Below are 13,181 nucleotides of genomic sequence, written 5' to 3'. Positions count from 1 at the left end.
AGCGCGCGCACTCAGCCCACGAGCCCGCGTCCGTCGCGGAGTTCGAAGACGAGCTGCGTCTCGGTGCCGCGCACCACGGGATGCACGGTGATGTGCTCGAGCACGATGTCGCGCAGCGCCGCAGCATCCTGCACCGCGACGTGCACGAGGAAGTCGTCGACACCGGCGACGTGGAAGACCTGCAGCACGCGGGGGATCGCGACGAGCGCGTCGAACAGGGCGGTGACCTTGGCGCCGGTGTGGTTGGCGAGACGCACCTTGATCATCGCCTGCAGCGGATAGCCGAGGGCCGCGGCGTCGAGGCGGATGCGGGTGTCGCGGATCACGCCGCGCGCCCGCAGCGACCGCACGCGATGCGCGCACGTCGACTCGGCGAGGTTCAGCCGGCGCGCGAGGTCCTTGTTCGTCGTATCGGCGCGGATGCTGAGGGCCGCGAGGATCTCGAGGTCGAGCTCGTCCAGCGGGGTCGGCGTTATCGGCAATGCATCGCTCCCTGGAGATCGGATTCTCGTTGAGAATCGTCCATCGGCTGTCTATTCTTGTGGATCCTGCCGAAAGTCACCACTCCTCTTGTGATCCAAGCAATCATGAACCCATGCACGCCGATACCCGCGCCGTCCACACCGGCCGTTCCGATCTCACCGCCCTCGGCATCCACGCCCTTCCGATCGACCTCTCCACGACCAACCCCCTGCCCGATGTCGAGCGCGGAGGCGACGCCTATGAGGCGATGGCGGCGGGCGGGCGCCCGCCAGAGGGCGGCAGCAACGTCTATGCCCGGCTGTGGAACCCGACGGTCGCCCGCTTCGAGGAGGCGCTGGCAGAGCTCGAGCACGCCGAGGCATCCGTCGCCTTCGCATCGGGGATGGCTGCGATGACCGCGGCGATCCTCGCGATGTGCGCGGCGTCCGGTCGTCGGCACGTCGTCGCCGTGCGTCCGCTCTACGGCGGAACCGACCACCTGCTCGGGTCGAGCATCCTCGGCGTCGAGACCACCTACTGCGACGTCGATGAGGTGAGCGAGGCGGTGCGCGCCGACACGGGGCTCGTCGTGATCGAGACCCCTGCGAACCCGACGCTGCAGCTCGTGGACATCGCGGCGGTCGTCGCACAGGCAGGTGATGTACCCGTGCTCGTCGACAACACCTTCGCGACGCCCCTGCTGCAGAACCCGCTCGACCACGGCGCCGCACTGTCGCTGCACAGCGCCTCGAAGTACCTCGGCGGGCACGGAGACGTCATCGCCGGAGTGATCGCCTGCGACGAGCCGACCGCTGAAGCGCTCCGGCGCGTGCGTGCCGTCACAGGAGCGCTGCTGCACCCCCTCGGCGCCTACCTGCTGCACCGCGGGCTGACCACGCTGCCCGTGCGGATGCAGCGACAGCAGGAGAACGCGCGCCGCATCGTGCAGTGGCTCATCGACCGGCCGGAGGTGGAGGAGGTCTTCTTCCCCGGTCTCGACGGCGACCCGCAGGGTCTGCTCGAGCGTCAGATGCGCGGCACGGGCGCGATGGTCGCGATGCGGATGCGTGGAGGATACGCCGCGGCGAGTGCGGTGGCCTCATCCGTGCGGCTGTTCACTCACGCGGTCTCACTCGGCGGCGTCGACTCGCTCATCCAGCATCCGGCGGCGCTCACGCACCGGCCGGTGCCCGCCGACGCGCGGCCCGCCGCCGACGTGCTGCGCCTCTCCATCGGGTTGGAACACGCAGACGACCTCATCGACGATCTGCGTCAGGCGTTCGAGGTGCTTCCCGCGGATGCGGGTGCGGTCGACGCCGAGCTCGTCTGGAGCATCTGAGAGCGGCCTGCTCGCTGAGCTTGTCAAAGCGTGCCGGCGGGGGAGTGTCGCTCGCTGAGCCTATCGACGCGTGCTGGCTGAGGGTTCCCTTCGACAGGCTCAGGGAACGGGAAGCGCGCTCAGGGAACGGGAAGCAGGCTCAGGGAACGGGAGCTCGCGCAGGCCGGCGCGGGCTCATTCCCCGGCGAGCCACGCCCCGAAGGCGTCGAACGCGTACGGGCGACCGAGGAACCCGGCGACGAGCGCCGCGGCATCCGCGGAACCGCCAGGAGCGAGGATGCCGTCGCGGTACCGCCCGGCGACGTCCGCCGCGAACAGGTCGTCGGCGTCGAACGCGCTGAACATGTCCTTGGCGATGACGAGGCTCCACATGTACGTGTAGTACGCCGAGGTGTAGCCGGTGAGGTGCCCGAACGCGCTCTGCATGTGCGTGCCGGGCACGCGGCCGCAGATCTCGTACCGGTCTGACAGCTCCGCCACGGCGGCGTCGTGATCGTCCGGGGTCTCCAGATGCAGCCGGTACGAGACGGCGGCGTAGAACATCTGACGTCTGGCCCAGATGCCGCGCCCGAAATCGGCCGCGCGACGCATCCGCTCGACGAGATCCGCCGGGATCGGCTCGCCTGCGGCATCCACCGCGAAGGTACGCAGCACCTCGGCGTCCCACGCCCACTCCTCGAGCATCTGCGACGGGGCCTCGACGAAGTCCCATTCGGTGGCGACGCCCGAGAAGCGCACCCAGCGCTGATCGCCGCCCAGCACGTGATGCAGCAGATGCCCGAACTCGTGGAAGAGGGTCTTGACCTGCTCGTGCTCCATGAGCCCGCGGGGGAAGTTGCACACCAGCGCACCCTCCGGGAGCTGCATGCCGTGCACGCCGGAGACGATGTCGAACTGGGCGGCGTGCTTGTACTTCCCCTCTCGCGGATGCAGGTCGAGGTGGATGCGTCCGATGCGCTCGCCGTCGCGCAGCACGTCGTAGCTCGTCACCTCATCGGCCCAGGCCGGGGCGTCCTCGACGACGCGGTACTCCACGCCGAACAGCCGCCCGGTCACCGCGAGCAGACCCTCCCGCACGCGGGTGAAGTCGAAGTAGCGACGCACCTCCTGCGCGTCCACGTCGAACTCCTCGCGGCGGACGATCTCCTGGTAGTAGTCGGAGTCCGGCGTGGTCAGCGTCTCGGCATCCGGGTTCTCCCGCCGGGCGACGGCCAGCAGCGCCTCGGCCTCCTCCCGGGCGGGCGCTTCGGCGAGCTCGCTGATGCGATCGATGAACTCCGCGATCGCCTCGGACGATCCGATCATCTTGACCTCGGCGTCGTATGCCGGCCACGAGGCATAGCCGAGGAGTCGCGCCTGCTCGTCGCGGAGCGCCAGCAACTCGTGCAGGAGCGCGTCGTTGACCGGCCAGCCACGCGAGTTGAAGGCGACCGTGATCTCCTCGCGCGCGGCGGCGTCGTGGGCGTAGACCCGGAACGGACGCACGTCGGGGTAGTCGGTGGTTATCGTGACCAGACCGTCCGCGTCCTGCGGGTGGGCGTCGATGTAGTCCTCGGGGAGACCTGCCAGGCGCTCAGGGGAGATCCGGATGCTGCGCACATCGTCGCGCACATTGCGGGAGAACTCCTGGTCGATCTCCGTCGTCCGGGCGCTGATCTCGGCGAGCCTGGCCCTCGTCGCCTCATCGCGGTCGACACCGGCGCGGCGGAAGTCGCGCAGCACGCGGGTGAGCAGCCGCGTGGCCTCAGGGTCGAGGCCGGCCGGATCGAGCTCGGCGAACACCCGGTACAGATCGCCGTCCTGATCCCGCTCCGTCACGAAGGCCGAGGCGTCCTGCAGGCGGTCCTCCGCAAGCTCGCGGACCGCGGCATCGGGGTGGACCTCGGCGAGCAGCTGCGTGATGCTCGACGCGTTCGCGACGGCGATCTCGCCCTCGTTCCACAGCTCCAGCGTCTCGAGGGCGGTGCGGGACGTGCCGTCCTTCAACTGCGCGACGACCTCGCGTGCGGCGGCGAGAGAGCTGTCCGCGCGGTGTGCGACGAAGGCATCCCAGTCGGAGGAGGGCAGGGCGAGAGGTTCCAGAGCCATGCGCCTCAGCCTACGTCCGAGGCGGGGTGCGGGTGCGGGTAGCGCGGCGCCGGATGCGCCGACACGACTGATTCGGAGGAGTTCGCACGAAAGGGAGGATGCCTCTGCGGCATCCGATCCTCCGATTCGGGTGATCTCCTCCCGACCTGTCGTGCCGGCCTCTGCATCCGGGCGGCAGCGGTGCGCCGACCCGACTACAGCGTGATCGTGCCCTGGATGCCGACGGTGGTCTTCCCGCCGACCCACACTTGCCCTGCGTCATCGGTGCTCACGGAGATCTCGCCGGCGCGGTCGAGCCGCGCGCCCTGGGACGACAGGTACGACGGCGGCAGCGCACCCGTCGAGGTCAGCCACTGCCCGACGCTGGCGTTCATGCTGCCGCAGACCGGATCCTCGTCGACCTTTCCCCTCGGCGCGAAGCTGCGCATCTCGATGGCGAAGCGGGAGCCCTCGGGGTAGGTGCCGATCGCCCCCACCATCTCATCGGACAGCAGGGAGAAGTCGGGTTCGAGGGCCAGCACCTCCTCGGCGGAGGCCAGACGGACGACGGCCCAACCCGGTCCGTTGTCCACCCACTGGTGGTCGATGATCGCGCTGCGCGGGATGCCGAATCCCGCCGCCACGCGTTCGAGATGCTCCTCGTCCATCGGGCCGGAGCGCAGCGTCGGCGGAGCCTCGAACGAGAGCACCTCGCCGTCTCGGCGGATGCGGACGAGGCCCGCGCCGCACTCCTGCACGATCGTCGAGCCGTCGGCCGGCGTGCCGCCTGCGGCGAGCCAGGCTGCGGCCGAGCCGAGCGTCGGATGCCCGGCGAAGGGCAGTTCGCCGCCCGGTGTGAAGATGCGCAGCCGGTAGTCGGCGTCCGGAGCGGACGCTGGGAGGAGGAACGTCGTCTCGGAGAGGTTCGTCCAGCGCGCGATGCGCTGCATCTCCTCGTTGGTGACGCCCTCGGCATCCAGGATCACCGCGACCGGATTGCCGAGGAACGGGGTGGCGGAGAAGACGTCCACCTGGGCGAACGCGTAGCTGCGGGACATGAGCATCCTTTCGTCGTGCCCTGAGCCTAGACGCGGGCAGGATGCCGCAACCGCCGGAATCGGGGTCCAATACCGCGCGAGTGGTGCACGGATCGGTCGCGTCTGGGGCGGGATGCCGCGTCAGGAGCCGGCCCGTTGCGTGACCGGCCGGTTCAGCGGTCACGGCGGGGGCGGCCCCGAAGGGCGTCGGGCCTGCGGAAGCGTGACCGGCGCGCCCGCAGACCGGTTCAGGCAGTCTCCTCGCGGTTGGCCCTCATCTCGCCGCCGGAATCCCTGGACGTCACCGCTCAGCCGGCATCCCCCGCCGTCGCGGCTCAGGCATCCCGCGTCGACGTAGCGGCTCCGGCATCCGCCGCCGCAGCATCCGAGCCCCCGGCGGCGGCCTCGGTCGCGGCCCAGCTGGCCAGCAGCTTCAGCTTCTCGGCAGAGGCGCTGCCTGGCAGGGCCGTGTAGGTCGACAGCTGCAGGCCCGCATCGGCCGGCAGCTCGAACGCCTCGTAGGTGAGCTCGAACTCCCCGAAGACGGGATGGTTGATGCGCTTGGTCCCGCTGCGGTGGTACCGCACGTTGTGCGCAGCCCACAGGGTGCGGAAGCGCTCGCTGCGTGTGGAGAGCTCGCCGACCAGGTCGGTGAGCTTCTTGTCGAAGGGGTTCCGCCCGGCCTCTCCGCGCATGGTGGCGACGAGCTCATGGGTGTTGCGCTCCCACTCCGGGTAGAAGTCCCGCGCTGCCGGATCGAGGAAGGCGAAGCGCGCGCTGTTCGGTGCGGCGGCGGCGAACACCGGCGCATACAGCGCCCGGCCGAGCGCGTTCGCTGCCCGGTAATCGAAGTGGTTGTCGCGGATGATCGCCGGCGCCTCGGTGATCGCATCGAGCAGGCGCTGGATGCTGGGCCGCAGCCCCTCAGCTTTCTTGCGCGGCTTGCGCGGCACCGGCGAGGCGTTCGCCGTGCGTGCCAGGTCGTGCAGGTGCGCGGTCTCGGCTTCGTCGAGCTGCAGCGCCCTGGCGAGTGCCTCGAGGACGCTGTCGGAGACGCCGGCGAGGTCGCCGCGCTCCAGCCGGGTGTAGTAGTCGACGCTCACGCCGGCGAGCAGGGAGACCTCTTCGCGGCGCAGCCCAGGCACGCGGCGGTTGCCGCCGAACGCCGGCAGGCCGGCCTGGTCGGGAGTGAGTCTGGCGCGTCGGGAGGACAGGAACTCGCGCACCTCGCTTCGGGTGTCCATGATGACGACGCTACGCCGATCCGTGTGGCGGAGGGAGGCACCAGCAGTACCGGTGAGACCCTGAAGGCCGTTCTGTGACCGGCCGGGTGCGGCGGTCGCGTTTCGGGCGGGAAGCGGCGGGGGAGCCGGCCTGTTCTGTGACCGGCAGCGCGCAGCGGTCACGAGTGCGGCGTCCCCGCATCCCTCGAGGCCTGCCGAGACGTGACCGGCCCGGCGAGTGACGCCCCTACAGCGCGGCGGTCACCCCGGGGATCAGCTTCGACGCGATCGCCGCGAACTGCCGGCGCTCCTCGTCCGAGAGCGGATCGAGCACGAGCTCGCGGATCTGGGCGACGTGCACGGGTGCCGCCGAGCGCAGCAGCTCCCGTCCCTCGGGGGTGAGCATCGCGCTGAGGGTCCGCTTGTCGCTGCCGCAGGAGGACCGCTGCACCCAGCCGCGCTCCTCCAGGGAGTCCAGGGCGTGGCTGAGGCGAGAACGACTGAGCCCGGCGATCCTGGCCAGCTCGGTCATGGTGACGGGTTCCTCATCCTGACCTGCGAGCATGATGAGGATCGCGTAACGGGCGTGGTTCAGGCCCACCGTCTCGCGCAATGCGCGATCGAGCACCTGCGGCAGCAGCTGCGTGAACCGGATCACGGGCAGCCAGGCAGCCATCTCCGTGTCGTCGAGCCGCCGCGGGTGCCGCTCGTCGACCGGCATCATGCCGCCGAGAGGTCGAGGGTGTGCGCGGTGTGGTCGCGCTTGGCGCGCAGGTAGCCGGCGTTCGCGTCCGAGAGGTGCACTCCTGTGCGCACGCGCTCGGTGACGGTGATGCCGAGGCCTTCGAGTTGCGTCGCCTTGTCGGGGTTGTTGCTGAGCAGGCGGATGCTCGTCGCTCCGACGGCGGTCAGCATCTGCGCCGCTGCGGCGTAGTCGCGCTCGTCCTCGCCGTGACCGAGCGCGAGGTTGGCCTCGTAGGTGTCCAGCCCCGAGTCCTGCAGGGCATACGCGTCGAGTTTGGCGTAGAGGCCGATGCCCCGGCCCTCCTGCCGCAGGTAGAGCAGGAATCCGCCTGCGTCGGCGATGCGCTCCACGGCCTCGCGCAGCTGGGGGCCGCAGTCGCAGCGCTCCGAGCCGAACACGTCGCCCGTGAGGCATTCGCTGTGCGGCCTGACGAGCGGCGCCTCGCCGCCGGCATCCGCGCGCTCGAGCGCCGCCTTCCAGTCGCCGAGACCCAGGAGCAGATGCTCCTTGCCGTCCACGAGCCCGTCGAAGGTGAAGACGTCCGCCGTGGTGGCGTAACCGTCCGCGAAGCGAAGAGGCACGCGCACGTGCGTGCGCTCGGTGGCGACGGTTGAAGTTTCAATCATGTTGGGTGGAACGCGTCGGGCCGGTCACTATTCCCGGAACCGCTCCAGCCGCCCAGCTGGCCAGCAGCGACAGCCTTTCCGCCGATGGAGAGCCGGGCTCGGCGGTGTAGACCATGAGAACCTGACCCGGCTCCGCCGTGATGGCGAGCTCTTCGTAGGCGAGCGTCACCTCACCGACGACCGGATGCCGGTACCGCTTCGTGCCTGCGCCGTGCGTGCGCACGTCGTGCGCGGCCCAGAGGCGGCGGAACACCTCGCTCTGCGTCGAGAGCTCCCCGACGAGATCCTGCAGGGCGGCGTCGTGCGGGTCGCGACCTGCCTCGGCGCGCATGATCGCGACGCACATCTCGGCGAACAGCTCCCAGTCGGGATAGAACTCGCGCGCGGCGGGATCGAGGAACTGGAAGCGGGCGAGATTCGGGGTCCGCCCGCCGTCGCCGATGAGCGGCGAAAAGAACGCCCGCCCGAGCGGATTCGCGGCGATGAGGTCTTGATGCTGGTCGCGCACGAAGGCCACCGCGCCGGTGAGGGCCTCCAGGGCCCAGGTCAGGCTCGGCCGTGCGGCGGTCGGCGCGGCTGCGCGCCGACGCGGTCGCCCGGAGGTCGGGATGCCGTCCGCCGCGCGCGCGAGGTCGAACAGATGTGCTCGTTCGGCCTCGTCGAGCAGAAGCGCACGCGCGAGCGCGTCCAGCACCGAGGCGGAAGCACCGGCGATCGCGCCGCGCTCGAGCTTGGCGTAGTACTCGACGCTGACGCCGGCCAGCATCGCGGCCTCGGTGCGTCGCAGCCCCGGCACCCGGCGATGGCCGCCCGCAGGAAGGCCGACCTGCTCGGGCGCGAGCTTCGCCCGGCGGGAGGTGAGGTACTCGCGGACCTCGGCACGATTGTCCATGCAGCGATGGTAGGCGTCGGCGCGCGGCACGAGCCAGGCCCTGTCACGGTACCCCTCGCCCTCGGAGGGGAGCCCTGGCAGTACACCCCTCGCCAGAGCCTTCCCCGCGCCCGCGCCCGGCCGTTGACTGGAGTCATCACGACGAAGGAGAACATCCCATGCGCGGAGTCATCATGCACGGACCGGGCGACGTCCGGGTCGAGGAACGAGACAAGCCGGTCATCGCGGCGCCCACGGATGCCGTCATCCGCCTCGCGGCCACCTGCATCTGCGGGTCCGATCTCTGGCCCTACCGCGGCGCCGACACGGTGGACGCCACCCCGATGGGCCACGAGTACGTCGGTGTCGTCGAGGAGATCGGTGCAGACGTGAAGAATGTGAAGGTCGGAGATTTCGTCGTCGGCTCGTTCATGGCATCCGACAACACCTGTGAGATCTGCCAGGCCGGATATCAGTCCCGCTGCGTGCACGTCGTCTCGATGGGCAGCATCGGGACCCAGGCCGAGTACGCCCTCATCCCGCACGCCGATGGAACGCTCGTGCCCACACCAGGCATGCCGGACCCCGAGATCGTGCCCGACCTGCTGGCCGCTTCCGATGTGCTCGGCACGGGGTGGTTCGCGGCGCTCGCCGCGGAGGCAGGACCCGGCAAGACCGTCGCCGTCGTCGGAGACGGCGCGGTCGGGCTCCTCGGAATCCTCGCGGCGAGGCAGCTGGGCGCGGAGCGCGTCATCGCGATGAGCAGGCATGCCGACCGTCAAGCTCTCGCCCGCCGCTTCGGCGCGACCGACATCGTCGAGGAGCGCGGCGACGAGGGCGTGGCGCGGATCAAGGAGCTCACCGGCGGTCTCGGCGCGCACTCGGTCATCGAGGCCGTCGGTACGCAGGAGTCGATGATGCAGGCCATCCGCTCGACTCGACCCGGCGGGCACGTCGGCTACGTCGGGGTCTCGCACGACGTCGCCCTGCCCGGCGACGAGCTGTTCTTCTCCGGGGTGCACCTGCACGGCGGGCCGGCGCCGGTCCGGCGCTTCCTGCCCGAGCTGATCCAGCTCATCTGGGACCGGGAGATCTCGCCGGGCGAGGTGTTCGATCTCACCCTTCCTCTGGAGGATGCGGCCGAGGGCTACCGGGCGATGGATGAGCGCCGCGCCACCAAGGTCCTGCTGACGCTCTGACGGAGGACACGAGGACGCACGGTGCGACGGCCGAGTGCTGGATGGAGCACATCGCGCTCTACGCGGCGGCGGACGATCCGGAAGCGCCGGCGACCGGGCTGGAGCACGTCGCCGACGAGGACTACGTGCGGCGGTCCTGATCGGTGTCGGGGGCGGGCGTCGCATCGGGCGATGCTGCGGCCGCCTCGGCTCCGGCATCCGCCTCGCGGCGCCGACGCCGACGCCGCACCAGACGCAACTCGCTCGCGAGGATGCCGAGGACGACCAGCGCCCCTCCGATGAGCGCCGTCGCAGGCAGCCGTTCACCCGCGATGCGGCCGACGACGCCGGCCCAGACCGGCTCGCCGGCGTAGATGACGGTGGCGCGGGTGGGGGAGACCGACTTCTGCGCCCAGTTCATCGTGAGCTGGATGAGGCAGCTCGCCGCTCCCAGCGCGATCGCGGCGGTGAGCCAGACCCAGGAGAACTCGGGCACGCCCTCGCCCGCGACGGGCATGGTGGCGAACGAGAGGATGCCCGCGGCGACGAGCTGGATCACGGTGATGCGGCCCAGGTCGATCTTCCCGGCGAACACGCTGATGAGGATGATCTCCCCGGCGATCGGCAGGGTGCTGATCATGGTCGCGATCTCGCCCGGTCCGAGGGTGAGGGCGAAAGCATCCGGGCCCGCGATCAGGAGGAGGCCCGCGAACGCGAGCCCCGCGCCGACGAAGGCCATGACGTGCGGGCGCTTGCGGAACACGGCCCACTGCAGGAGCGGGACGAGCGGGACGTACATCGCGGTGATGAATGCGGAGGTGGACGAGTCGATCGTCTGCAGCCCGAGGGTCTGGAGGCCGTAGCCGAGGTAGATCATGACCCCGATGGCCGTGCCCGCTCCGATGTCGATCCAGCGGATGCCACGGAGCATCCTCCGGAAGATCACCGCGCTGATGAGGCCCGCGAGGAGGAACCTCAGGCCCACGAAGAACCACGGGCCGGAGTGCTCCATCGCCCAGTGCACGACGAGGAACGTGCACCCCCAGACGGCGGTGATCGCGATGAGGGCGAGCTCTTGGGAGCGGAACGGGATCCAGCGCATACGAGAGGGCATCACGGGCCTTTCTCGAAACTGCCTGGTCGATTGTAGCTCCGCTGCGCGTCGAAGTCGCCGGAGCGGTTCCTGTTCATAGACGCACGGATTAGGCTGAGGTCTCAGCGCCTCTTCCCCCCTCCTTCCCCTGCGGCCGCGCGGTCGCACGCGTCAGAAAGGCTCACGCCATGAGCGACTCGCAGAACAGCGGATCCGACTTCTTCGACCAGCTGGTGCAGGGAGGCGGCGCTGCGCGCGAGCAGTCCTCGTTCACGCAGGCGTTCCGCGGCTACGACAAGGGCGAGGTGGATGCCGCCATCACACGACTGCAGGCGCAGCTGCAGCGTGCGGAGACCGATGTGCAGCTCGCGCGCAACGGAGCCACCGGCGAGGCGGATGCCGTCCGCGCCGAGGCGGCGGCCGCCAGGGAAGAGGACCAGGAGCGCATCGCCTCGCTGGAGGAGCGGCTCGCGTCGCTCGAGGAGCAGCTCGTCGCCGCGCAGGCTCAGGCCGCCGAATCGGAGCAGCAGGTCGCCACGCTGACGAGCGAGCTCGTCGACGCCCCGAAGAAGGACGGCGACGACGAGGGGTCCCGTCTGCAGTTCGAGGCGGTCCTCCGCGTCGCGGAGGAGCAGGCAAACGTCCTCATCCAGAATGCCGCCATTCAGGCCGATCGCCTGCTGGAGGCCGCTCGTGAGGAGGCGGAGGCCAAGCGCGTCGAGCTCGAGGCCGATGTCGCGCGCATCACCGCGCAGGCCGAGCAGGACGCCGACCAGGTGCGTCTGCGCATCGACACCGAGTACACCGCGCACGAGGCGCGCATCGCCCGTGAGGCCGCCCACGCCGCGGAGAAGGTCACCCAGGCCGAACAGGAGGCGGCAGCGGTCCGCACCGAGGCCGAGAAGGGTTCGGCCGCGCTGCGCGCGATGGTCACCAGGGAGACGCAGCAGCAGCGTGCGGAGGCCGAGCGCGAGGTGCGCGAGATGAACACGCGCGTGCTCGAGTTCGAGGAGAGCCTGACCCGCCGGCAGAACGACGCGCAGCAGGAGTTCCTCACCCTCCACAACCAGGCCGTCGCGCACGCCGAGCGCATCACCAGCGACGCCAACGAGCAGGTCACCTCGTCGCTGGAGCACGCGCAGCGCATCTCGGCGAAGGCTGATGACTACGAGCGTCTGATGCGCACGCAGGCGCAGTCGATCGAGGCCGATGCGCAGGTCCGCTCGCGCGAGACCCTCGACCGCGCTCGCGTCAAAGCACAGAAGATCGTCGACACCGTGATCGGGCACACGACCGAGGTGCTCCGGGATGCCGAGGACCGCACCCGCCAGCTGCGCTGGCAGCAGCAGCAGCTCAACAGCTTCATGGCGGAGGTGCGCGAGCTGATCCGCCCCGACGGCGTGCTCGCGAAGGACGTCGCCGCCGAGGCGGACGAGGAGTCCGTGGATGAGATCGACGACGAGGGCGCCGCGGCCGATCTCGAAGAGGTCTCGGAGGCCGAAGAGGTCTCGGATGCCGAGGAAGCGGCCGACGACGAGGAGCTGGAGTCCGCTTCCGAGCGCTGAGCGCGTAGCCCTCGCTCTTGCTCCCGCTTGCTGAGCGAGCCCTCGTCTCGCTCTCCGAGCCCGTCTCCCTCTCGCTCGCTGAGCCTGTCGAAGCGCGCGTGGCGACCACCTCCTCACACGGGCATACGCTGAGTCCATGTCCCATCTGGTGAGCGTCGCCGAGCTGTCCGAGCTGATCTCCACCGAGCCTCGGCTCCGGATCATCGACGTGCGCTGGCGACTCGACCGGCCGGATGGGCGTGCGGAGTACGAGGCCGGGCATATCCCCGGCGCGGTCTTCGCCGACCTCGAGGCCGAGCTCTCGCGTCATGGCAGGCCCGATGAGGGTAGGCATCCGCTGCCCGAGACCGCTACCGTGCAGGCTGCGGCCCGGCGCTGGGGCGTGAACGACGGCGATGTCGTCGTCGCGTACGACGACTACGCAGGTTTGGCCGCCGCCCGCGCCTGGTGGCTGCTGCGGCGGGGCGGCGTCGACGTTCGCGTGCTGGACGGCGGATGGCGTGCCTGGCAGGCATCCGCCGGAGCCGTCGACACGGGTCGGGTGAGCGCGACGCCAGGCGACGTGACGCTCACCGAGGTAGACGGCGGAAGCCTCACGATCGACGAGGCGGCGGCGTTTCCGGCATCCGGCATCCTGCTCGACGTCAGGGCCCCGGAGCGGTACCGGGGCGAGGTGGAGCCCTACGATCCGATCGCCGGCCACATCCCCGGCGCGATCAACCTGCCGACCGGGGTGCACCTCGCTGAGGACGGGACGCTTCGTGGCGTCGACGAGATCCGCGATCGCCTCCTGCAGATCGGCATCGATGACACGACCGACGTCGCCGCCTACTGCGGCTCTGGCATCACGGCCGCGCACAGCGCGCTCGTGCTCGCCGAGGCGGGCATCGACGCTCGTGTCTTCCACGGCTCATGGAGCCAGTGGTCGAACACCCCGGGTCGCCCGGTGGCGACGGGTGCCGACCCCCGCTGAGC

The 13,181-nt window shown here is 70.4% G+C and carries 12 protein-coding genes; 4 read left to right on the top strand and 8 right to left on the bottom strand.

Annotation, left to right across the window (positions count from 1 at the left end):
* Positions 1-11: 11 nt before the first annotated feature.
* Positions 12-482, bottom strand: a complete 471-nt coding sequence (locus ACWGJP_RS05485; protein ID WP_452328745.1) for an Lrp/AsnC family transcriptional regulator — start codon at positions 480-482, stop codon at positions 12-14.
* Between the two features lie 113 nt (positions 483-595).
* On the opposite strand from ACWGJP_RS05485, the gene ACWGJP_RS05480 reads away from it, so the two are divergent.
* Positions 596-1,801 (top strand): trans-sulfuration enzyme family protein, encoded by a 1,206-nt coding sequence (locus tag ACWGJP_RS05480; RefSeq protein WP_452328744.1) that lies wholly within the window; start codon positions 596-598, stop codon positions 1,799-1,801.
* 174 nt (positions 1,802-1,975) lie between these two features.
* On the opposite strand, the gene ACWGJP_RS05475 is transcribed toward ACWGJP_RS05480, so the two are convergent.
* The 6 genes from ACWGJP_RS05475 to ACWGJP_RS05450 all read right to left on the bottom strand — a co-directional run bounded on the left by ACWGJP_RS05475 (position 1,976) and on the right by ACWGJP_RS05450 (position 8,391).
* Positions 1,976-3,889: a M3 family metallopeptidase gene (locus ACWGJP_RS05475; protein ID WP_452328743.1), complete on the bottom strand. Its 1,914-nt coding sequence runs from the start codon at positions 3,887-3,889 to the stop codon at positions 1,976-1,978.
* 194 nt (positions 3,890-4,083) lie between these two features.
* Positions 4,084-4,926, bottom strand: coding sequence for a PhzF family phenazine biosynthesis protein (locus ACWGJP_RS05470; protein ID WP_452328742.1), 843 nt, complete (start codon positions 4,924-4,926; stop codon positions 4,084-4,086).
* A 314-nt stretch (positions 4,927-5,240) separates the two neighbouring features.
* Complete coding sequence (locus ACWGJP_RS05465; RefSeq protein WP_452328741.1) at positions 5,241-6,149, bottom strand: helix-turn-helix transcriptional regulator; 909 nt, start codon at positions 6,147-6,149, stop codon at positions 5,241-5,243.
* Between the two features lie 226 nt (positions 6,150-6,375).
* Positions 6,376-6,804: a MarR family winged helix-turn-helix transcriptional regulator gene (locus tag ACWGJP_RS05460; protein ID WP_452328740.1), complete on the bottom strand. Its 429-nt coding sequence runs from the start codon at positions 6,802-6,804 to the stop codon at positions 6,376-6,378.
* Between the two features lie 44 nt (positions 6,805-6,848).
* Positions 6,849-7,499, bottom strand: coding sequence for a GTP cyclohydrolase II (locus tag ACWGJP_RS05455; protein ID WP_452328739.1), 651 nt, complete (start codon positions 7,497-7,499; stop codon positions 6,849-6,851).
* Positions 7,492-8,391, bottom strand: a complete 900-nt coding sequence (locus tag ACWGJP_RS05450; protein WP_452328738.1) for an MmyB family transcriptional regulator — start codon at positions 8,389-8,391, stop codon at positions 7,492-7,494. The genes ACWGJP_RS05455 and ACWGJP_RS05450 overlap by 8 nt, the downstream gene beginning before the upstream one ends.
* Positions 8,392-8,549: 158 nt before the next feature.
* Between ACWGJP_RS05450 and ACWGJP_RS05445 the strand changes: the two genes are divergently transcribed.
* The gene (locus ACWGJP_RS05445; protein ID WP_452328737.1) at positions 8,550-9,569 is read left to right on the top strand and encodes a zinc-dependent alcohol dehydrogenase family protein; all 1,020 of its coding nucleotides are present in this window, start codon (positions 8,550-8,552) and stop codon (positions 9,567-9,569) included.
* Positions 9,570-9,690: 121 nt separating this feature from the next.
* On the opposite strand, the gene ACWGJP_RS05440 is transcribed toward ACWGJP_RS05445, so the two are convergent.
* Complete coding sequence (locus ACWGJP_RS05440; protein WP_452328736.1) at positions 9,691-10,662, bottom strand: DMT family transporter; 972 nt, start codon at positions 10,660-10,662, stop codon at positions 9,691-9,693.
* Between the two features lie 167 nt (positions 10,663-10,829).
* Between ACWGJP_RS05440 and ACWGJP_RS05435 the strand changes: the two genes are divergently transcribed.
* Both ACWGJP_RS05435 and ACWGJP_RS05430 read left to right on the top strand, forming a co-directional pair.
* On the top strand, positions 10,830-12,206 hold the full coding sequence (locus tag ACWGJP_RS05435; RefSeq protein ID WP_452328735.1) for a DivIVA domain-containing protein: 1,377 nt from the start codon (positions 10,830-10,832) through the stop codon (positions 12,204-12,206).
* Positions 12,207-12,342: 136 nt separating this feature from the next.
* The gene (locus ACWGJP_RS05430) at positions 12,343-13,179 is read left to right on the top strand and encodes a sulfurtransferase (RefSeq protein WP_452328734.1); all 837 of its coding nucleotides are present in this window, start codon (positions 12,343-12,345) and stop codon (positions 13,177-13,179) included.
* The last annotated feature ends 2 nt before the right edge of the window (positions 13,180-13,181 follow it).

The organism is Microbacterium sp. NPDC055903 (assembly GCF_053615555.1).
Note: the sequence above shows the minus strand (reverse complement) of the source record. Positions and strands in the feature narration are given on the sequence as shown.